The sequence below is a fragment of the Pseudomonas sp. NFX224 genome (assembly GCF_048565165.1).
Classification (GTDB): Bacteria; Pseudomonadota; Gammaproteobacteria; order Pseudomonadales; family Pseudomonadaceae; genus Aquipseudomonas.
Map to the genome: position 1 here is coordinate 3,154,516 of NZ_CP183416.1, position 20,690 is coordinate 3,175,205.

Sequence of the window (20,690 nt, forward strand, 5' to 3'; positions counted from 1 at the left end):
GGCCCCATCAGTACAAAACGCCCTGAGCCGAACGGCAGCGCTGCAATCATCGACCGTCCGGCCGGCAAAAAGCCTGAACTGAGGAAGTACCTGAATGAAAAAGTGGCAATGTGTGGTCTGCGGCCTGATCTATAACGAAGCCGACGGCTGGCCGGATGACGGCATTGCGCCGGGCACCCTGTGGCAAGACGTGCCGGAAGACTGGCTGTGCCCGGATTGCGGCGTCGGCAAGATGGATTTCGAAATGATCGAAATCAACTAAGACATTTTGAGGAGTAAGGAATGAACGCACCTGTCGTGATCGTCGGCACCGGCCTGGCTGGCTACAACCTGGCCCGGGAGTTTCGCAAACTCGATAGCGAAACCCCGCTGCTGCTGATTACCGCCGATGATGGGCGCTCCTACTCCAAGCCGATGCTCTCCACCGGCTTCGGCAAAAACAAGGACGCCGACGGCCTGAGCATGGCCGAGCCCGGCGCGATGGCCGAGCAGTTGAAAGCCGAAGTGCGTACCCACACGCGCATCAGCGGCATCGACCCGGGCCACAAACGCCTGTGGATCGGCGAGGAAGCAGTGGTTTACCGCGACCTGATCCTGGCCTGGGGCGCCGAAACCGTGCGGGTGCCCATCGAAGGCGACGCGGCGGATTGCGTGTTTCCTATCAATGACCTGGAAGACTACGCGCGTTTTCGGGCGGCTGCGGCCGGCAAGCGTCGAGTGTTGCTGCTCGGCGCCGGCCTGATTGGCTGCGAGTTTGCCAACGACTTGAGCCTCGGCGGCTATGAGGTGCAACTGGTTGCACCGTGCGAACAGGTGATGCCGACGCTGCTGCACCCGGCGGCGGCCGCGGCGGTCCAGGCCGGGCTGGAAAGCCTCGGTGCGCGCTTCCATCTGGGGCCGGTGCTCACTCGCCTGCAATGTGTTGGCGATGGCCTGGAAGCGCATCTGTCCGATGGACAGGTCATCCCGTGCGATGTGGTGGTCTCGGCGATTGGCTTGCGTCCGCGCATCGATATGGCCGCTGCGGCCGGTTTGCAGGTCAATCGCGGTGTGATGGTTGACCGTCACCTGAAAACGTCCCACGCCAACATCTACGCATTGGGTGACTGCGCCGAGGTCGACGGGCTGAATCTGTTGTACGTGATGCCCCTCATGAGCTGTGCGAGAGCGCTGGCCCAGACCCTCGCCGGCAACCCGGCAGCGGTCAGCTACGGCCCGATGCCCATCACCGTGAAAACCCCGGTGTGCCCGTTGGTGGTGTCCCCGCCGCCACGGGGTTCGGAGGGTGTCTGGACGGTTGAAGGGAAGGGCGCCGACATCAAGGTTTTATGCCGCGATGCCTCAGGCAAACTGCTGGGTTATGCCCTGACAGGCACCGCCGTCATGGAGAAACTGGCCCTGAACAAAGAGCTTCCGGCGCTGCTGGCGTAAATAGCAGTCGTTCTGTCGGAATCACCCCCATTTTGCCCATACATTGGCCGCGTCGACACTGGCGCGGCTGGGCTCTGCGTGCCATCCTCACTCCCGTCTGCCGCAGAGTAGAGCATCTGCGGCGCTTTGGGCGCTGCTCCGCAGAGAGCAGCACGGACATAACAAAAACAAACCGTCAAAGGGGCTTCACTAATATGCGTAAACCAGAACTCGCCGCAGCCATTGCTGAAAAAGCAGACCTCACCAAAGAGCAGGCCAACCGCGTCCTCAACGCCGTTCTCGAAGAGATCACCGGCGCCCTGCACCGCAAAGACAGCGTGACGCTGGTAGGTTTCGGCACCTTCCTGCAACGCCACCGCGGCGCCCGCACCGGCAAAAATCCGCAAACCGGTGAGCCCGTCAAAATCAAGGCCAGCAACACCGTCGCGTTCAAGCCAGGCAAATCGTTGAAAGACAGCGTTAATCCGTAATTGCGGTGAACGCCTTCCCGAATAGGGAGGACCGCAATAAAAAATGGGCATACCGATTTAATCGGATGCCCATTTTTTATGCCTGGAAACACTGTGGCCCTTGTGGGAGCCTACAGGGTTTGGTGGTGCTGTTACTTGCGGTTCAGCATCACCGGCAACTGCGCGATCAACTTCACATTGTTCAACGGCGCCCGAATAAACCCGCGCTGCGTCCCGTCCGGCCCGATCACCGCCAGGTTGCCGCTGTGATCAACGGTGTAATTCGGCTTGCTGGTATCCGCCGGGATGAACGGAATACTCACCGCGTTGGCGATTTTTTGCAGCTCTTCCACCGAGTTCGGCGTCAGGCCGATGAACTGCGGATCGAAGTAGCCCAGATACTGTTTGAGTTGCTTGGGCGTGTCGCGATTAGGGTCGACGCTGACCAGCACGATCTGCAACTTGTCCGCTGCCTCGGGCGGCAGTTCGCTCTTGATTTGCCGCAGCTGGGCGAGGGTGGTCGGGCAGATGTCCGGGCAGAAGGTGTAGCCGAAGAACAGCAGCGACCATTTGCCTTTGAGCTCATTGACCGCCACCGGTTTGCCGTCCTGATCGGTCATCGTCACATCCGGCAGGTTGCGGCTTTGCGGCAGCAGGATGATCCCCGCATCGATCAGCGCTGTCGGGTCGCCCTGGCCTTTGCCGGACAGCACTTTGTTGATGGTCAGGCCCAGGACCAGCGCGATCAGGGCGACGAGGATGAAGACGGTTTTCTGGGTTCGAGTCATAGGTTCAACAATAAGTAGTGGTCTACGAGCAGCGCGATAAACAGCAGGAACAAGTAATAGATAGAGTACTTGAACGTGTTGATCGCCGCGTGCGGCCGAGTGCCACGGTACAGCACCACGGCCCATTGCAGGAACCTCGCGCCCAGGACAATCGCGCAAGTCAGGTACAGCAGGCCGCTCATGTGGATCACGTAGGGCATCAGGCTGACAGCCAGCAGTGCGCCGGTATAAAGCAGGATATGCACCTTGGTGTAATGCTCGCCGTGGGTCACTGGCAGCATTGGAATGTCAGCCTTGGCGTATTCCTCTTTGCGATGGATGGCCAGCGCCCAGAAGTGTGGTGGGGTCCAGGCGAAGATGATCAGCACCAGCAGCAACGGTTCGGCGCTGATGTGGCCGGTGGCGGCGGTCCAGCCAAGAAGCGGTGGAGCGGCACCCGCGAGGCCGCCGATGACAATATTCTGTGGCGTCGCGCGTTTGAGAAAACCGGTGTAGACCACGGCATAACCGAGCAGGGAGGCGAGGGTCAGCCACGCTGTCAGTGGATTGGTGAAGGCCAGCAACAAGGCTTGGCCGAGCACCGCCAACGCCAATGCAAACGTCAGGGCTGCAGCCGGAGACACCCGACCTTCAGCCAGCGGTCGTTTGTGGGTGCGCGCCATGACCGCATCGATCCGCCGGTCCACCACATGGTTGACCGCTGCCGCACCGCCTGCACACAAGGCGATCCCCAGATTGCCGAACACCAGCACGGTCCATGGCACCCCGGCGCGAGTGGCGAGGAACATCCCGACCAGCGAGGTGATGAGCATCAGCACCACCACTTTCGGTTTGGTCAGTTCCAGATAGTCACGCCAGATCGCCTGGCTGTGACGTTCGCCGATTAGAATCGCCATGGCATCTCTCCTTTTATTGTTATGGGCCCGGCTGAATGTTTACGCGGGCTGAAGCGCCAGCGCGAAGGTTGCTTGACCCGAACCAGACTGGTTCGCGCGTGATAATTGACCAGCACCATCGTCAGCAACAGCGCCGCACCGCCAGCGTTGTGCGCGACGGCTACCGGCAGCGGCAGATGAAACAGCACGTTGCTGATGCCCAGGGTGATTTGCGCCGCGAGTGCAACCGACACCAGGCCTGCCAGTCGCGTCATGCCGACCACCTTCAATTGCCAGGCGAGGCCGAGCAGCACCAGCGTCACCAACAAGGCGCCGATACGGTGCGTCAGGTGAATCGCCGTGCGCGCATCGCTGTCGAGTTGCCCGCCGAGGTAGTTCGGGCCGATGTGTTGGGTCAGGTGAAAGCCGTTGGCGAAGTCGGCAGGAGGCAGCCATTGACCGTGGCAGGTCGGGAAGTCGATGCAGGCCACGGCGGCGTAATTGGAACTGACCCAGCCTCCGAGGGCGATTTGTCCGATCACCAGCAGCAGCCCGGCGGTCGCCCAGTGCTGTAAACGCCGTGGCACCGTCAGCGCCGGGAGCACGCCGGACAGGCGCAAGGTCAGCAGAAACAACAGGCTCAACGTGGCAAAGCCGCCAAGCAAATGCCCGGTCACCACTTGCGGCCAGAGCTTGAGCGTCACCGTCCACATGCCGAACGCCGCTTGCGCGAACACCACCGCCAACAGGAACAGCGGCAATTTCACCGGTTGCCCCGGATGCCGGCGATGCGTCCATGCGCGAGCGGCCAAGGCCACAATCAACAGCCCCAGCGTGCCGGCAAAGTAGCGGTGGATCATCTCGTTCCAGCCCTTGTGGGCTTCGACCGGTGTGTCCGGGAAATGCAATTCGGCATGGGCCAGCTGGGCTTCGCTTTTCGGCACGCTGATGAAACCGTAGCAGCCGGGCCAGTCCGGGCAGCCGAGGCCGGCGTGGGTCAGGCGGGTATAGGCGCCGAGCAACACCACAATCAGTGCCAGCAAGGTGGCAAACAGCGCGAGGCGAAATCCAGGTTTGGCCATGACGATGCCCTTATCCGATGTTGGACAGTTTCAGCAGGTGACGCAGGTCGTTCAGCAGGTCCTTGCCTTTCACCGCAGGGTCGTAGCGCAACACCAGATTGCCGTGCGGGTCGATGATCCACAGTTGCGGTGCGGCTTTGTCGCCATTGGCCTTGCTGAAGGTGTTGAGGTCCAGCGGGTAGCGTTGCAGCTGCGGATATTCGCGGGTCAGCTTGGCCTCGTAATCGGTGGCCAACGGCTGCGCGACGGCGATGGCGTGGCTGGCACGCCCGGCGTCGCGGCCCAGGCCGATCTGAACCTGCCGCGCCAGATACACCAGTTGCTGGCAATCGACGGCGCAGTCCTTGGGCGCGGTCACCAGCAACTGCCAGCGCTCTTCCTGTGCCTGCACGCCAAGGTCGGCGCGGGTCTGGCCGTTGCCGATCAGTTCGCCGTGATAGCTGCGGCCTTCCGGCACCCAGAACTGCAATTTGTACATGCCGGTGGCGAGGACCATCGGCCCGATCACTCCGAGCAGAATCAGCAGCAACTGCAAACGTCCTTTGCGCCGGTTCACCGACGGTTTTGCCTCAGACATGCTGGGTGGATTCATGGCCGCTCCCATGGTGTTTCTCCTTTGCGTTGTGCCAGCCGAGGTAGAGAAAAAGACCGAACAGAGCGATCGACATGGCGAACCACTGCACGGCATAAGCGATGTGTTTTTCCGGGCCCATGGCAACGACCGGCCAATCGGCCTGATAGGTCGCCGGCCCGGTTTCTGCGCGTAATTCGTAGGCGAAGCCTTCGCGGCCGAGGGATGTCCAGAGTTTTGCCGGGTCAACCGCCGTGACCAGTTGCGGCCAGAGTGCGCTGTCGGGGTCGGCGTGGAGCTGGAAGGTCGCGCCGGGGGAAACGTAGACCCAGGCGTCCAGGCTCAACGCTTGAGTCGGTGTGGTGAATTGCGGCGGTGTACGTCGGTCCGGCCACGGCAGCCAGCCACGATTGACCAGCAGCCAGAGCCCGGTCGCCTGATCCTGGAAGGGTTGCAACAATTCGACGCCGACCTTGCCGTTACGCTGGCGGTTATCCAGCAACAGACTGTGGACGGCATCGAACTGACCGTGCAGGCGAACGCGGCGGAAGGCTGGATCGACGCTGTGTTGCAGCTCGGTGCTGGCCATCGGTTCGGCAGTTCGGCGCTCGGTGTAGGTTTGCAGCAGCGCGCTTTTCTCCGCGCCCCGGCTCAATTGCCAGAACCCGAGTGACACCAGCAGCGGCAGCAGCAGGGCGACCACCAGTGTCGGCACGATGCCCGGCCGGAAGCGCTTCATGGCATCGCCAGAAAGTCAGTCGGTGCGATAGCTATACTCAAGTGCATCGCTAGTCCCCCGGAGTCTCACCATGCTCAAAGCAGCCATCGTCCTGATGCTGATTGCCACGGTTGTCAGCCTGTTCAGCGGCCTGTTTTTTCTGGTCAAGGACGACAGCAGCTCGAACCGCCTCGTCATTGCCTTGAGTGTTCGTGTAGCGCTGGCCGCCATTACCGTCGGCTTGATCGCCTGGGGTTTTTTCAGCGGCCAGTTGGTTTCTCATGCCCCCTGGTAGGGTTCAGAGCACGTAGACGAAAACGAACAATCCGATCCACACCACGTCCACGAAGTGCCAGTACCAACTCGCCGCCTCGAAGCCGAACTGATGCTCGTTATCGAAGTGCCCGCGCATGATCCGCATCAACATCACGAACAGAATGATGGTGCCGATGGTCACGTGTGCGCCGTGGAATCCGGTGAGCATGAAGAACGTGGCGCCATAGATGCCCGAGCCCAGAGTCAGGCCCAGTTCGTGGTAGGCGTGGATGTATTCTTCGGCCTGGAAGCCGAGGAACGCGCAACCCAGCAACACAGTGATCGCCAGCCACAGTTTCAGCGCACCGCGATGGCCTTTTTTCAGGGCATGGTGGGCGATGGTCACGGTGACGCTGGAACTCACCAACAGCACGGTGTTGAGCAGCGGCAAGCCCCAGGGGCTGATGACATCCTTGGGTGGCGGAAAGAGTTTGGAATCCGGGTTGTTCAGCAATGGCCAGGTGAACTCGAAGGCCGGCCACAGCATATGGGCGATGCCTTTGGTGCCTTCACCACCGAGCGCCGGCCCGGAAACGTGGCGCACATAAAACAGTGCGCCGAAGAAGGCGATGAAGAACATCACCTCCGAGAAGATGAACCAGCTCATGCCCCAGCGGAACGAGCGGTCCATCTGCGCGCTGTACAAGCCGCCACGACTTTCCTTGATCACCGTGCCGAACCAGCCGAACAGCATGTAGGCCAGCAGCAGGCCACCGACGAAAAAGATCAGCGGGCCGTGGGATTCCGGCCGCGCTGCTTTCAGATCGTTGAACCAGGTGGCCAGGCCGAACACCGTGACGAACATCCCGACCGTGGCGATGATCGGCCATTTGCTCTGGGCCGGAACGTAATAATGTTCATGAGTTGCCATTTATTGTTCTCCTTATCGGGCACGCTCAACCGCCAGTGTTTACTGCGACCGGTGGATGTCGGGCGGTGATATCGAACAGCGTGTAGGACAGCGTCAAGTGCTTCACATCCTTGGGCATGTCACGGTCAACGATGAAACGTACCGGCATCTCGATCCGCTGACCGGGCTGCAGCACTTGCTGGGTAAAGCAGAAACATTCGGTCTTGTGGAAGTACGCCGCTGCCGCGCTGGGCGCGATGCTCGGTACAGCCTGGGCGCTCATCGGTTTGTCGGTGGGGTTGTGCGCGATGAAGATCATCTCGTTCACCGCCCCTGGGTTGGCCGTCAGTTCATCGTGCTTGGGATAGAAATCCCACGACATGTCGGCGGAATTGGTCGACAGAAACTGCACGCGCACCTGCCGCGAGGTATCGACCGTTTGCTCGCCCTCGTACTGCCCGGCCGTCTTGCCGTTGATGCCGAAGGCCTTGCACATCACGTCGTAGATCGGCACCAGCGCAAATCCGAACACAAACATCGCGACCACCACCAGCAACAGACGAGTGACCAGCTTCTTCATCGAAATCGAATCAGCCATGACCTATGCCCTCTACCGAGAACCCTGTGGAAGCTGGCTTGCCGACTCCCACAGACGTTTCCACAAGGCAGAAATTATTCATTTCACTTCCGGCGGCGTAGTGAAGGTGTGATACGGCGCCGGTGACGGAATGCTCCACTCCAGGCCTTCCGCCCCGTCCCACGGTTTGGCCGGTGCAGGCGGGCCGCCGCGAATGGTCTTGATCACGATGAACAGGAAGAACAGCTGCGTGGTACCAAACACGAACGCGCCGATTGACGACACCATGTTGAAGTCGGCGAACTGCAGGTTGTAGTCCGGAATCCGCCGCGGCATGCCCGCCAGACCCACGAAGTGCATCGGGAAGAAGGCCATGTTCATGCCGATGAACGACAGCCAGAAGTGCAGCTTGCCGAGGGTTTCGTCGTACATGTGACCGGTCCACTTCGGCATCCAGTAGTAGGCGGAAGCGAAGATCCCGAAGATTGCACCCGGCACCAATACATAGTGGAAGTGCGCGACCACGAAGTAAGTGTCCTGATACTGGAAGTCCGCCGGGGCGATGGCCAGCATCAGCCCGGAGAACCCGCCGATGGAGAACAGAATCACGAATGCCACCGCAAACAGCATCGGCGTCTCGAAGGTCAGCGAGCCTTGCCACATGGTGCTGGCCCAGTTGAACACCTTCACCCCGGTCGGCACGGCGATCAGCAGTGTGGCGTACATGAAGAACAGCTCGCCCACCAGCGGAATACCAACCACGAACATGTGGTGCGCCCAGACGATGAACGACAGGAACGCAATACTTGCCGTGGCGTAGACCATCGAGGTGTAGCCGAACAGCGGCTTGCGCGAGAAGGTCGGGATGATCGAGCTGACGGCACCGAAGGCCGGCAGGATCATGATGTACACCTCGGGGTGCCCGAAGAACCAGAACACATGCTGGAACAGCACCGGGTCACCGCCACCGGCAGCACTGAAGAAGCTGGTGCCGAAGTGGATGTCCATCAGCATCATCGTTACGCACCCGGCCAGTACCGGCATCACCGCGATCAGCAGGAATGCGGTGATCAGCCAGGTCCAGACGAACAGCGGCATTTTCATCAGCGTCATGCCGGGGGCGCGCAAGTTGAGGATGGTGGCGATCACGTTGATCGCGCCCATGATCGAACTGATCCCCATCAAGTGGATGGCAAAGATGAAGAACGTCACGCTTTCCGGCGCATAGGTCGTCGACAGCGGCGCGTAGAACGTCCAGCCGAAGTTCGGACCACCACCGGGCATGAACAGCGTCGACACCAGTAGCAGGAACGCCGCCGGCAACAGCCAGAAGCTGAAGTTGTTCATCCGCGGCAGGGCCATGTCCGGCGCGCCGATCATCAGCGGCACCATCCAGTTGGCGAGGCCGACGAACGCCGGCATCACCGCACCGAAGACCATCACCAAACCGTGCATGGTGGTCATCTGGTTGAAGAATTCCGGCTGGACGATTTGCAGCCCCGGCTGGAACAGCTCGGCGCGAATCACCATCGCGAACGAGCCACCGAGCAGGAACATGGAAAACGCGAACCACAGGTACAGCGTGCCGATGTCCTTGTGGTTGGTGGTCAGCACCCAGCGCATCAGGCCTTTGGCGGGGCCGTGGGCGTGGTCGGCATGACCATGGTCATCGATGACGGCGCTCATGGCGTGTCTCCTGCAAACAGATGGGCTGGGCAGGCCGGGGCGCGCTGCCCCGCCCGATTCCTGAGGTATGCAATAGACCGGGTCATTTGCTTTCCGCCTGTTTCAGCTCCAGCACTTCTTTTGGCGTGACCATGTCGCCCTTGTTGTTACCCCAGGCGTTACGTTCGTAGGTCACGACCGCTGCGATATCGACTTCCGAAAGCTGCTTGCCGAACGCCGCCATGGCGGTGCCGGGCTTGCCGTGGAAGACAATGCTCAGGTGTGCGTCTTTGGGGCCGGTGGCGATTTTCGAGCCTTTGAGCGCCGGGAACATCGGCGGCAGGCCCTGGCCCTCAGCCTGGTGACAGGCCACGCAAGTGGTGTGATAAACCTTGTCGCCGCGCTCCTTGAGCTCGTCGAGGGTCCATTCCTTGCTGGTCAGCTCTTTGAGTTGCGCCGCTTCAGCCTTGCGCTCAGCCAGCCATTTTTCGTAATCGGCCTTCTCCTTGACCTCGACCACGATCGGCATGAACCCATGGTCCTTGCCGCACAGCTCGGCACACTGGCCGCGGTAGATGCCAGGCTTTTCGATACGGGTCCAGGCTTCGTTGACGAACCCCGGGATCGCATCGCGCTTGACCGCAAAGGCCGGCACCCACCAGGAGTGGATCACGTCGGCAGAGGTCACAAGGAAGCGCACCTTGGCGCCAATCGGCAGCACCAGCGGCTTGTCGACTTCGAGCAAGTAGTGCTCGCCCTTGGCTTCCTTGTTGTGGATCTGGTCAGCGGGGGTGGCCAGATTGCTGAAGAACTCAACGTCCTGGCCCAGGTATTTGTAGTGCCATTTCCATTGGTAGCCGGTGACCTGGATATCGATATCCGGCTCACTGGCGTCGTACATCTTGATCAGGGTTGCCGTCGCGGGAACCGCCATGGCCACCAGAATGATGAAGGGCACGATGGTCCAGAGAATTTCGACGGTGGTGCTTTCATGGAATTTGGCGGCCACCTGCCCGGTCGAGCGACGGTGCAGGATCATCGACCAGAACATGGCGCCAAAAACGATGATGCCGATCACTACACAGATCCAGAAAATGGTCATGTGCAGGTCAAACACAGCGTGACTGATTTCAGTCGCTCCAGGCGCCATATTCACAGTCCAGGCCGCTTGCGCCTGACTGAAAATCGACCACAACAGGAGGCCCATCCAGACATGTGGATGTCGCATCATTGCGGGTTCCCCTTATCGTTCTTGTTATCCCGCCGGCTTTCACCTGCGGCAAGGGAGCGGCTGCATCAGACTACGAACTTGAATTGCCGGGCCTTGCTGCGTGTGCAGTCGGGCGTCATCAGCTAACTCCATTCCAACCCGAGTATAGACAGCGACTCTCACCTCGCAATGTGAAGGCGTAAATCATCTGAAACAGCATTAACTTGCATTGCAGGGCACGAATGGAGAAGGATGCAGACGAGTGGTGGCAAACCGATATAACGGGGGCGTCTCAAGGATGAAACACTTATGAAAAATGCGTCTTAGCATTTATCGTAAGCCAGCTAAGTTATGTCTTCCCTATTTCATTGCCTTTGTTTCCTGGAGTTTTCATGAACACCGCCGCATTGCGCGAGCAGATCCAAAAAGCCCAACAACACGAAGCCGAAACCGGACTGCTGACTCGTCAGCTGGAAAGCAAACTGCCTCATTTACACCCGGCGATCCAATTGCCGGAGAACGACGCCAATGGCGTGCTGACGCGTTTTGTCGCCGCTTATATTGATGAAGTTCCTGATCTGCTGGATGCAGCCAATGAAGTCGCCAGGGAAGCGGGTATCGAGTCACAGATCAAACCGGTGCTGAAAATCGCCGAACAGTACTTCCTCCAGCCGCCCGCCATCATGGCCGGGCACGTCGGGCTCGACAGCCTGCTGGACGAAGCCTATCTGGCGCACCGTTTTGTCGAAGAGGTCAACGACCTGTACATCAAGCACTTTGGCCAGCCACTGATCCCCTTGGACATGACTGTCGCCAACCTGATCGCTCACCAGTTGATCGGTGAGGAATTTGCCAACCAACTCGATGAGGTCGTGCATCACGCCTTCGACGAAATGTTGAGCGAGGAGAGTTTCGCGCTGGAGTCGGTGGAAGCCTACCGCGAGAAGCTCAGCAGCCCGGACACCGGCGCTGCGTGGAAACGCTGGCCGTGCATGTCACGCCGTTTGGGCGTGGGTCTGGAGCTGGAACAAACCGGGGCCTGATCCAACACAGAATCTGTAGGAGTGAGCCTGCTCGCGATAGCGTTGTATCAGTCGACAACAATGTTGAATGATCCATTGTCATCGCGAGCAGGCTCGCTCCTACAGGTTTATTAGCCAGCCGCACCTATACCGATATTAGTCCGCACCCGTCCCTCCAGCCTGCGCTTCAACCCCCGCGACTCAATCAACAACTTCGAGCCCTTGGCTGCATTCGCCCGGCCCCATTCCTCCAGCAATGCCAGACACGAGTGATCGATGTAGCTCAGGTTGTTGAGCGGCACATGCACCGTCGTGCCTGGCGCAATGCTGCCCAGCACCTTGGTCAGTGCCGGCACTTTGAGAAACGTTGCCGCGCCCACCAGACGTAACTCCATCTCGCCGTCCCGGGGCAGATCGATCAGGCTGATTTTCAACCGTGAAGCCTTCAGCGCCAGTTTCACCAGGGTCAGGCCGAAACCGATCAGGACACCGGTCAACAAGTCAGTGAAGATAATCGCCAAGGCTGTCGCGGCGTAGGTGAACATCGGCATCCGGCCATAGCGCCCCAAACTGCGGAAGGCCTTGAGGTCGACCAGTTTGAAACCCGTGTAAACCAACACGCCGGCCAGGCTCGCCACCGGAATGCGTTGCAGCACACTCGACAGCAACAACACGAACGCCAGCAGCCATAACCCGTGGAGAATCGTCGAGTAGCGGGTGGTGGCACCGGCCTGGACGTTGGCCGAACTGCGCACGATCACCCCGGTCATCGGCAACGCGCCGAGCAAGCCGCAGAGCATGTTGCCTACGCCTTGGGCTGACAGCTCGCGATCGAAGTCAGAGCGTTGACCGTTGTGCATGCGATCCACGGCCGCGGCGGACAGCAAGGTTTCGGCGCTGGCGATGAAGGCCACGGCGAATGCGGCGATCAGCAGGCTCGGATCGGCGAAGTTGAGCAGGTCCGCCGGGCGCAGCCAGTCAATTGCCTCCGCCAGGTTCGCCGGGACCTCAACACGTTTGACGGGCAATGCCAGCAGCAGACTGGCGATTGTCGCCAGACCCACCCCAAGCAACGCTCCGGGAACGAAGCGCAATGAGTGCGGGCGGAATTTTTCCCACAGCCACATCACGGCGATGGTCGAGAGACCGAGCAGACCGGCCTGCCAGCCGAACGATGGCAATGCCTGGGCCACCGCACCGGGAAACGCCGTGAGGTTATCCAGGCCGGAAGGTTTTGGCGCAGCGTCGAGCATCACATGCACCTGCGAAAGTACGATCAGCACGCCGATCCCAGCGAGCATGCCGTATACCACCGCTGGCGCGGTGACCCGAAACCAGCAACCGAGTTTCAAGCGCCCGGCCACCAGTTGCAGAAAACCCGCGAGCAATAGAATCGGCCCGAGCATGGTCACGCCGTGCTGGCGCACCAGTTCGAACACCAGGACCGCCAAACCCGCCGCGGGCCCGCTGACTTGCAGCGGAGAGCCCGCCAACCAGCCCACGACCAAACCACCGACGATCCCGGTGATCAGGCCTTTGGCTGGCGGCAGCCCTGAGGCGATGGCAATGCCCATGCACAGGGGCAGGGCGACCAGAAACACCACCACCGAAGCCAACAGCTCCCGTGGCAGAACAGCTTTGAGTTGCGCAGCACGCATGATGATTCTCCCGAAGTTTTCTTCAGGCATGGCAAAGCCGGACTGCCTGTTCGGCAGCCACGGCTTATCCACACAAATTTTTAGGAGGTTTTAGAAGCGCGCTTTGGGCGTCGCCACCGGAATGGGCAGGCTGCCATTGAGTGGCAGGAAACAACCCTGATCGGCGTCGTAAGCTTTTATTTCGCTGGTTTCGATGTCGTACACCCAGCCATGGATGAACAGATGACCGTTCGCCATGCGCGAGGCTACCGAGGGGTGGGTACGCAAGTGCTGCAATTGAGCGATGACATTTTCCTCGGTGAGGATATGCATGGTCTCGTTTTCGTCGGCGCAGTTGCAGTTGTCGTGCACCATGGTTTTGGCGACTTCCGCATGCCGTAGCCAGGCTTTGACCGTGGGCATTTTTTCCAGGCTGTCGGGGTTGAGCACCGCCCGCATCGCACCGCAATCGGAGTGGCCGCAAATGATGATGTGCTGCACACCCAGCGCTAGCACTGCGTACTCGATGGCGGTGGAAACGCCACCATTCATCTGTCCGTAAGGCGGTACGACGTTGCCGACATTGCGGGTCACGAACAAATCGCCAGGTGAGCTGTGGGTGATCAGTTCAGGCACGATGCGCGAGTCGGCGCAGGTAATGAACATCGCCCGTGGCTGTTGCGCCGTGGCGAGTTTTTTGAAGAGTTCTTCCTGCTGCGGAAAGACCTCATGATGAAAATGCAAAAAGCCGTCAACGATATGCTTCAACGCTGCATCGGCGGTTTCCGCCTCGGGTTGGGCAGAAGCCGACGCAGCCAACGGCTGTTTATCCTTGTCACTCATGATTCATCCTCTTTGGCGGAGTCAGGGAATTACCCGTATTGTCCGGTATGAAGCCAGTGGCTGTATAAAAAACATCCAGGCCGAAGATCTCGACCCGTCAGTCACTCGATGAACAAGGTAGCGGCCGAATCTTAACTCAAACTGAATAAAACGCTCTAGAACGTGTGTTCCAGGTCACAAAAAACGTGACCGGCCTAATCGTTGAGCACGTTCTCCAGTACTCAACCATAGGCCAATTGTCCTCAAATCAGTGACATTTGGCGACCCGGCGGACAAAAGGCGTCGCAGTCCAGATTGAAACCTTCCCGGTGGTTGAGTCCCAAGCGCTTGATGGTTTTGGCAAAGCGCTGCGCCAACAGTTCAGCAAAGGGACCCTCGCCACGCATCCGAGCACCAAAACGGCTGTCGTACAGCTCACCGCCACGGCTCTGACGGATCAGGCTCAGCACATGCGCCGCGCGTTGCGGGTAGTGGGCGAGCAGCCAGTCTTCGAACAGCGGGGCGACCTCCAGCGGCAGGCGCAGCATCATGTAAGCGGCACTCTGCGCGCCAGCCGCCTGGGCTTCGGTGAGCAGGTTTTCGAGCTCGCAGTCGTTGATCATCGGAATCATCGGCGAACACAGGACGCCCACCGGAATACCCGCCTCGCGCATGACCCTGATCGCCCGCAACCGGGCCTTGGGCGCGGCGGCGCGGGGTTCGAGGATGCGTTTGAGCTCGTCGTCCAGGGTGGTCAGGCTGATCATCACCGCCACCAGCCGCTGTTGGGCAAGCTCGACCAGCAGATCGAGGTCGCGCAAAATCAACGAACCTTTGGTGACGATGGTCACCGGATGCCGGTAACGCAGCAGTACTTCAAGGGTTTGTCGGGTGATCTTGTAATCGCGCTCGATCGGCTGATAAGGATCGGTGTTGGAACCGAGGTTAATTGGCGCACATTGATAGCCGCGTTTGGACAGCTGCTGCTCGAGCACATCCACGGCGTTGGTCTTGGCGATCAGCTTGGTCTCGAAATCCAGCCCCGGTGACATATCCCAATAAGCATGGCTGGGCCGCGCATAGCAATAAATGCAGCCGTGTTCGCAACCGCGATAGGGATTGATCGAGCGATCGAAGGGCAGGTCCGGTGAATTGTTTTTGGTGATGATGGTTTTCGCCGTTTCGATGCGCACTTCGGTGCCTTGAGTCACGGGTGCTTCCTGATACCAGCCGTCATCCTCGGCCACCGATTGAAGAGGGGCAAAGCGGTTGTGCGGGTTGGTGGCGGTGCCACGACCGCGGGGAGGTAGAGGAGTGACCATCGGCGAATTCCTTTATCTGTATATGCATACAGTATCCGAGGTCGAGTGCTACGACCAGTACCGTTCAGCCTTTGATTAAGTTCATGTGTATCCGAGACTGGTAAAGCAAGTAAGACGCAAATTAATGAAACATATAGAGTCTGGATGGCTTTCACGTTCGATCGTATATTCACTTCGCCAAGTAGTGCTAATAATCTCAAACGAATAAGGGAACTATTCATGTCTTTTTTTAATCAGCGCGGTATCTTTCTTCAACTCATGCAGCCAAGCCCTTCGGAGCCCAATACGCTTGTTTCGTTGCAACTTGCTCGTAAGGAGTTAAGTTGGGATGCAGAGAATCAACAGCAAGTGGAAGCACTGGTGGACTCGGTCTTTTTCAATGCTGTTTCCACTGACAGTGGTAACTCTTTCAATATCAGGAGTGTTGGCCAGGACGTAGACGGCGACGGCGATATCGATGCCGATGACAGGGCCAAGCTTGAGGCTCTGGCCAGGGCGTATGCGACAATCGTCAATCCTTGATCTCAAGTAGATCACTTGTCGATAAATAAGCCATGGTCGAGTGCACGCCGTTCACGGTGTGCACTTTAAATATCTGCCAGAATAAAATATGTTTGCGCTAATGATCTCGGGGATATATCTCCAGCAAATAGAAGCCGTCGATGACAAGTTAAATCGATTGCTTTAAAACTCTACATTTTTGACGTCCACATAAAGGATCAGGGGAGGGCGCTAAAATGCAAGGAAGCCCGCGGACTTCTACGTAGCGAATTTCGATGAGGAAACCCATAGCCGGATAGAATTGGGGGATGATCTGCAACTGTTAGCCCGCGCGTTTATCAAGCTGAAACTATGAGCATTGGTCTTTCAGCGAGGCAGGACGACCGGTTTTTTCGCTGGCCTGACTGCTTCACGTTTCTTTGACAGACAGCTCACAAGCCTTTGACCGCTAGGGAATCAAGCTCGGCACCACTATCCAAGCCTCTTTCCTGATGGTCACCCGAGCATGTCCCTACTGCGTTTTATCCCTGCGATGTGCCTGTCGTTGGTCGCATTGTTCAACCTCGCACCTGCTCTTGCCGACGACAGTCACTCGACTCGTCCGACCGAGTGGGCGCAGCCAGTCGAGGCCCGGTACAACCTTTTCCAGATGTCACCGACGTTGTACCGCAGTGCATTACCGGACAAGGGGGCCGTTGCGTTGCTGGAAAGTCTCAAGGTGGGAACGGTGATCACCTTCCTGCCGGAGTCCGATGCCGACTGGTTGTCCGCGCCGGGCATCTCCCAGGTTCAGTTGCTTTATCGCACCAACCATGTCGATGACGCCGATGTCCTTAAAGCCTTGCGCGCCATTCAGTCTGCAGAAGCCAATGGCCCGGTGCTGATGCATTGCAAGCACGGTTCTGATCGCACTGGTTTGATGGCGGCGATGTATCGCGTGGTGGTTCAGGGCTGGAGCAAAGAGGACGCACTAAGCGAAATGACCCAAGGTGGTTTTGGTGACAGCACCCACTTCAAGGACGGTATTCGTTACATGATGCAGGCTGACGTGGACAAGCTTCGCACTGCATTGACCAATGGTGATTGCAGTACAAGCCCGTTCGCGGCGTGTTCGATGAAAAACTGGTTCCAGTCTGCTCATCTCCAGTAGTCGTGCCTTCCACTGCATTGCACAGTGGAAGGCGTTTGCGACTCAGGACTGTTCGTCAGTTTTCTTTTTCAGCTTCGGGTTCGGGAAAAACTGTACAGCCTGAACCTTGGTATCCGGTGCCTTCAGGGCGGATGTATTGACCCGTGTGCCCAATTCCTTGGGCACCGACAGGCCTTGTTCATTCAGCGTGTCGGAGTAACCGCAGGCCACGCATTCGCGATGTGGCACGCTGTCTTCATTCCACATCATCAACTTGTCCGGCTCGCTGCAGGCCGGGCAAACCGCGCCGGCGATAAAGCGTCGTTTGGTAATCACGGGACCCTCACTCATGCTGCCGCGTCCTCACTCAGGCCGCTGTGACGCAAGAGTGCGTCAATCGATGGCTCACGGCCACGGAAGTCGACGAACAGCACCATCGGCTCCTGGGAACCACCGCGCGCGAGAATCGCTTCCCGGAACGCGCGACCGGTGGCCGCGTTGAGTACGCCTTCTTCTTCAAACTTCGAAAACGCATCGGCGGACAGTACTTCAGCCCATTTATAGCTGTAGTAACCCGCGGCGTAACCGCCCGCGAAAATGTGGGCGAAGCTGTTAGGGAAACGGTTGTAGGCCGGTGGGCGCATGACCGAAACCTCGTCGCGCACGCCTTCGAGCACTTGCAGCACACTGCGGCCGTCGCCATGGGTGGCGTGCAGTTCGAAGTCGAACAGGGAAAACTCCAACTGGCGAACCATCATCAGGCCGGACTGGAAGTTTTTCGCCGCGAGCATTTTTTGCAGCAGGTCCTGCGGAAGTGGCTCACCGCTTTCATAATGACCGGAAATCAGCGCCAGGCCTTCCGGTTCCCAGCACCAGTTCTCCATAAACTGGCTCGGCAACTCGACTGCATCCCAGGCCACGCCGTTGATGCCGGAGACACCGGCATGCTCGACGCGGGTCAGCAGGTGATGCAGGCCGTGACCGAACTCGTGGAACAGGGTGGTCACTTCATCGTGGGTCAGCAGCGCAGGCTTGCCGCTGTCGGCCGGGGTGAAGTTGCACACCAGGTTGGCGACCGGGCTTTGCAGCACACCGCCAGCGGTGCGGCGACGGTCTCGGGCGCCGTCCATCCACGCGCCGCCACGCTTGTTGGCGCGGGCGTAGAGGTCAAAGAAGAAGCGGCCGACGTGCTGACCGTTTTCCTTGATTTCGAACAGACGAACATCCGGGTGCCAGGTGTCGAAGCCTTTTTGCTCGGCAATCTCGATGCCGTACAGGCGTTGCACGATGGCGAACAAGCCGCCTAACACTTTATCGATCGGGAAGTACGCGCGCAGGGCTTCCTGGGCAACGCTGTAACGCTGTTCGCGGAGTTTTTCACCGTAGAAACCGCTGTCCCAGCTTTGCAGGTCCGGACAACCTTGTTCGGCGGCGTAAGCCTTGAGCTGTTGCAGGTCCTGGGCGGCGAACGGTTTGCTGCGCTGGGCCAGGTCACGCAGGAAGCTCAACACTTGATCGCTGGACTCGGCCATTTTGGTGGCCAGGCTCAACTCCGAGAAACTGCCGAAACCCAGTAGTTTTGCAAGTTCCTGACGCAGGTCGAGGATGTCTTCCATGACCGGGCCGTTGTCGTTCTGCCCGGCATTCGGACCCTGGTCCGACGCGCGGGTGCAGTAGGCGGCGTAGACTTCTTCGCGCAGGGCACGGTCGTGGGCGTAGGTCATCACCGCGTAGTAACTCGGGAATTCCAGGGTGATCAACCAGCCATCCAGACCCTTGGCTTGAGCGGCGGCGGCCATTTGCGCCTTGGCGGAATCGGTCAGGCCGGCGAGGGCGGCTTCATCGGTGATGTGCTTGGTCCAGGCCTGGGTGGCGTCGAGCAATTGGTTGGAAAAACGGCTGCCCAGTTCCGACAGCTTGCTCTGCACTTCGGCGTAGCGCTTCTGCTCGGCTTCCGGCAGGTCGATACCCGACAGACGGAAATCACGCAGGGCGTGTTCCAGGATTGTTTTCTGCGCCACATCGAAACCGGCGGCTTCCGGGCTGTTGGCCAGGGCTTCATAGGCCTGGAACAGTTCACGGTTTTGGCCCATTTCGGTGGAGTAGGCGCTCAAGGCTGGCAGGCACGATTCGTAGGCTTCGCGCAATTCGGCGCTGTTGCACACGGCATTCAAATGGCTGACCGGGCTCCAGGCGGCACCCAGGCGATCGTTCAGTTCGTCCATCGCCAGCACCAGGCCGGCCCAGGTCGGTTGTTTGCCCTGAGTCTTGAGGATCTCGATAATGGCGGCGCGGTTGTCAGCCAGGATCTGTTCAATGGCCGGTTGCACATGCTCGGCACGGATCGCGGAGAATGGCGGCAGGTCGTAGGACTGCAAAAGAGGGTTGTTCACGCTCACGGTTGGCACCTTGGCTGGAAGAAACATGCAGCCATCTTAATTACAATCGACGTTCACCGCAGCTATCAGCAACAGAGAGAAACCCTATCGTGAACCTTCGCAACTATCAGAACCACACGCCGTTGCTGGGCAAAGGCGCTTTTGTCGACCGTTCAGCGGTGGTGATCGGCGATGTCGAGATCGGCGAAGACAGCTCGGTATGGCCATTGACAGTGATCCGCGGCGACATGCACCGCATCCGCATCGGTGCGCGCACCAGCGTGCAGGACGGTTGCGTGCTGCACATTACCCATGCCGGGCCGTTCAACCCTGACGGTTTCCCTTTGCTGATCGGCGATGACGTGACCGTCGCCCACAAAGTCATGCTGCATGGCTGCACCGTCGGCAGTCGGGTTTTGATCGGCATGGGCAGCATTGTCATGGACGGCGCAGTGGTCGCCGACGATGTGATCATTGGGGCCGGCAGCCTGGTGCCACCGGGCAAGCGCCTGGAAAGCGGGTTCCTGTATGTCGGTAGCCCGGTGAAACAGATCCGGCCACTGACTGACAAGGAACAAGCGTTTTTCACTTACAGCGCGGCGAACTACGTGAAACTCAAGGATCTGCATCTGGCCGAAGGCTACGACCAGTTCTGAAACGTCTTGCTATTGCCCAGGAATTTTCATGCATTACCAAACCGTTCTGTTCGACCTCGATGGCACCCTGACCGACCCGCGCGAAGGCATCACCCGTTCGATTCAGTTTGCCTTGAGCAAGCTCGGCATTGATGAGCCCGACCTGTCCAGGCTCGAACATTTTATTGGCCCGCCGTTGTTGCAGGCGTTCATGCAGTTTTATGACTTCGATGAGCCAAAAGCCTGGGAGGCGGTGAATTTTTATCGCGAGCGTTTCAAAGTCACCGGCCTGTACGAAAACCGCGTGTTCGATGGCGTCACGCCGCTGCTGGAAACCCTCGCTGGACAAGGGCGACAGCTGTACATCGCAACCTCCAAGCCATGGGTTTTCGCCCGGGAAATCGCCCGGCATTTCGACTTCGCCAAACACTTCAAAGTGATCTACGGCAGCGAACTGGACGGCACCCGGACCAACAAGGTCGAGTTGATCGCTCACCTGATGGCCGAAGAAGGCCTGGACCCGGCCAGTACCCTGATGATCGGCGACCGCAAACACGATTTGATCGGTGCGCGCAGCAATGGCCTGGATGCGGCGGCGGTGGGGTACGGGTTTGGCAGTCGGGAAGAGCTGAGTGCGCAAGCACCGACCTATCATTTTGAAACGCTGGACGAGATGCACCGGGCGTTTTTGCGACGTTAGTCAAACCGCCTTC

At 59.1% G+C, this 20,690-nt stretch carries 23 protein-coding genes; 9 read left to right on the forward strand and 14 right to left on the reverse strand.

Going from position 1 to position 20,690, the window contains the following annotated elements; translation table 11 throughout:
* Positions 1–94 precede the first annotated feature (94 nt).
* From ACNYC6_RS14125 to ACNYC6_RS14135, 3 genes are all read left to right on the forward strand, one after another.
* Positions 95–262 (forward strand): rubredoxin, encoded by a 168-nt coding sequence (locus ACNYC6_RS14125; protein ID WP_007954349.1) that lies wholly within the window; start codon positions 95–97, stop codon positions 260–262.
* A gap of 20 nt (positions 263–282) precedes the next feature.
* Complete coding sequence (locus tag ACNYC6_RS14130) at positions 283–1,431, forward strand: NAD(P)/FAD-dependent oxidoreductase (protein WP_419712782.1); 1,149 nt, start codon at positions 283–285, stop codon at positions 1,429–1,431.
* A 194-nt stretch (positions 1,432–1,625) separates the two neighbouring features.
* Positions 1,626–1,901 carry an HU family DNA-binding protein gene (locus ACNYC6_RS14135; protein ID WP_003213368.1) on the forward strand — a complete coding sequence of 92 codons (276 nt, stop codon included), beginning with the start codon at positions 1,626–1,628 and terminating at the stop codon, positions 1,899–1,901.
* Between the two features lie 131 nt (positions 1,902–2,032).
* On the opposite strand, the gene ACNYC6_RS14140 is transcribed toward ACNYC6_RS14135, so the two are convergent.
* From ACNYC6_RS14140 to ACNYC6_RS14160, 5 genes are read right to left on the reverse strand one after another with little or no spacing between them, the layout of a single operon-like run.
* Positions 2,033–2,668, reverse strand: a complete 636-nt coding sequence (locus tag ACNYC6_RS14140; RefSeq protein ID WP_419712783.1) for an SCO family protein — start codon at positions 2,666–2,668, stop codon at positions 2,033–2,035.
* On the reverse strand, positions 2,665–3,564 hold the full coding sequence (gene cyoE / locus ACNYC6_RS14145) for a heme o synthase (protein WP_419712784.1): 900 nt from the start codon (positions 3,562–3,564) through the stop codon (positions 2,665–2,667). The genes ACNYC6_RS14140 and cyoE overlap by 4 nt, the downstream gene beginning before the upstream one ends.
* Positions 3,552–4,625: a COX15/CtaA family protein gene (locus ACNYC6_RS14150; RefSeq protein ID WP_419712785.1), complete on the reverse strand. Its 1,074-nt coding sequence runs from the start codon at positions 4,623–4,625 to the stop codon at positions 3,552–3,554. The genes cyoE and ACNYC6_RS14150 overlap by 13 nt, the downstream gene beginning before the upstream one ends.
* Positions 4,626–4,635: 10 nt before the next feature.
* The gene (locus ACNYC6_RS14155) at positions 4,636–5,229 is read right to left on the reverse strand and encodes a hypothetical protein (protein WP_419712786.1); all 594 of its coding nucleotides are present in this window, start codon (positions 5,227–5,229) and stop codon (positions 4,636–4,638) included.
* Entirely contained in the window at positions 5,195–5,935 is a 741-nt protein-coding gene (locus ACNYC6_RS14160) for an SURF1 family protein (protein ID WP_419712787.1), read from the reverse strand. Before ACNYC6_RS14160 ends, ACNYC6_RS14155 begins: the two co-directional genes overlap by 35 nt.
* 70 nt (positions 5,936–6,005) lie before the next feature.
* On the opposite strand from ACNYC6_RS14160, the gene ACNYC6_RS14165 reads away from it, so the two are divergent.
* A complete protein-coding gene (locus ACNYC6_RS14165) occupies positions 6,006–6,209 on the forward strand; it encodes a twin transmembrane helix small protein (RefSeq protein ID WP_008064738.1) in 204 nt (67 codons plus the stop codon).
* Positions 6,210–6,212: 3 nt separating this feature from the next.
* Here the strand turns inward: ACNYC6_RS14165 and ACNYC6_RS14170 are convergent, their stop codons facing one another.
* The 4 genes from ACNYC6_RS14170 to coxB form a co-directional block, all read right to left on the reverse strand.
* The gene (locus tag ACNYC6_RS14170; protein ID WP_419712788.1) at positions 6,213–7,100 is read right to left on the reverse strand and encodes a cytochrome c oxidase subunit 3; all 888 of its coding nucleotides are present in this window, start codon (positions 7,098–7,100) and stop codon (positions 6,213–6,215) included.
* 25 nt (positions 7,101–7,125) lie between these two features.
* The gene (locus tag ACNYC6_RS14175) at positions 7,126–7,677 is read right to left on the reverse strand and encodes a cytochrome c oxidase assembly protein (protein WP_034149469.1); all 552 of its coding nucleotides are present in this window, start codon (positions 7,675–7,677) and stop codon (positions 7,126–7,128) included.
* Between the two features lie 78 nt (positions 7,678–7,755).
* Positions 7,756–9,342, reverse strand: coding sequence for a cytochrome c oxidase subunit I (gene ctaD, locus ACNYC6_RS14180; protein ID WP_419712789.1), 1,587 nt, complete (start codon positions 9,340–9,342; stop codon positions 7,756–7,758).
* 82 nt (positions 9,343–9,424) lie between these two features.
* The gene (gene coxB, locus ACNYC6_RS14185; RefSeq protein ID WP_419712790.1) at positions 9,425–10,552 is read right to left on the reverse strand and encodes a cytochrome c oxidase subunit II; all 1,128 of its coding nucleotides are present in this window, start codon (positions 10,550–10,552) and stop codon (positions 9,425–9,427) included.
* 371 nt (positions 10,553–10,923) lie between these two features.
* Here coxB and ACNYC6_RS14190 point away from each other — a divergent pair, with 371 nt between their 5' ends.
* Positions 10,924–11,574, forward strand: a complete 651-nt coding sequence (locus ACNYC6_RS14190; protein ID WP_419712791.1) for a hypothetical protein — start codon at positions 10,924–10,926, stop codon at positions 11,572–11,574.
* A gap of 110 nt (positions 11,575–11,684) precedes the next feature.
* Here ACNYC6_RS14190 and ACNYC6_RS14195 read toward each other — a convergent pair whose 3' ends face one another.
* The 3 genes from ACNYC6_RS14195 to ACNYC6_RS14205 form a co-directional block, all read right to left on the reverse strand.
* Positions 11,685–13,211 carry a SulP family inorganic anion transporter gene (locus ACNYC6_RS14195; RefSeq protein ID WP_419712792.1) on the reverse strand — a complete coding sequence of 509 codons (1,527 nt, stop codon included), beginning with the start codon at positions 13,209–13,211 and terminating at the stop codon, positions 11,685–11,687.
* Positions 13,212–13,301: 90 nt separating this feature from the next.
* A complete protein-coding gene (locus ACNYC6_RS14200; protein ID WP_419712793.1) occupies positions 13,302–14,033 on the reverse strand; it encodes a carbonic anhydrase in 732 nt (243 codons plus the stop codon).
* A gap of 242 nt (positions 14,034–14,275) precedes the next feature.
* A complete protein-coding gene (locus ACNYC6_RS14205; RefSeq protein WP_419712794.1) occupies positions 14,276–15,334 on the reverse strand; it encodes a PA0069 family radical SAM protein in 1,059 nt (352 codons plus the stop codon).
* Positions 15,335–15,553: 219 nt separating this feature from the next.
* On the opposite strand from ACNYC6_RS14205, the gene ACNYC6_RS14210 reads away from it, so the two are divergent.
* On the forward strand, positions 15,554–15,856 hold the full coding sequence (locus ACNYC6_RS14210; RefSeq protein WP_419712795.1) for a hypothetical protein: 303 nt from the start codon (positions 15,554–15,556) through the stop codon (positions 15,854–15,856).
* Positions 15,857–16,340: 484 nt separating this feature from the next.
* A complete protein-coding gene (locus ACNYC6_RS14215; protein WP_419712796.1) occupies positions 16,341–16,985 on the forward strand; it encodes a tyrosine-protein phosphatase in 645 nt (214 codons plus the stop codon).
* Positions 16,986–17,027: 42 nt separating this feature from the next.
* On the opposite strand, the gene ACNYC6_RS14220 is transcribed toward ACNYC6_RS14215, so the two are convergent.
* Both ACNYC6_RS14220 and prlC read right to left on the reverse strand, forming a co-directional pair.
* Positions 17,028–17,315, reverse strand: coding sequence for a YheV family putative zinc ribbon protein (locus tag ACNYC6_RS14220; protein ID WP_419712797.1), 288 nt, complete (start codon positions 17,313–17,315; stop codon positions 17,028–17,030).
* Positions 17,312–19,363, reverse strand: a complete 2,052-nt coding sequence (gene prlC / locus ACNYC6_RS14225; protein ID WP_419712798.1) for an oligopeptidase A — start codon at positions 19,361–19,363, stop codon at positions 17,312–17,314. The genes ACNYC6_RS14220 and prlC overlap by 4 nt, the downstream gene beginning before the upstream one ends.
* A gap of 89 nt (positions 19,364–19,452) precedes the next feature.
* Between prlC and ACNYC6_RS14230 the strand changes: the two genes are divergently transcribed.
* Positions 19,453–19,998: a gamma carbonic anhydrase family protein gene (locus tag ACNYC6_RS14230; RefSeq protein WP_419712799.1), complete on the forward strand. Its 546-nt coding sequence runs from the start codon at positions 19,453–19,455 to the stop codon at positions 19,996–19,998.
* A gap of 28 nt (positions 19,999–20,026) precedes the next feature.
* The gene (locus tag ACNYC6_RS14235; RefSeq protein WP_419712800.1) at positions 20,027–20,677 is read left to right on the forward strand and encodes an HAD family hydrolase; all 651 of its coding nucleotides are present in this window, start codon (positions 20,027–20,029) and stop codon (positions 20,675–20,677) included.
* Positions 20,678–20,690: the final 13 nt, after the last annotated feature.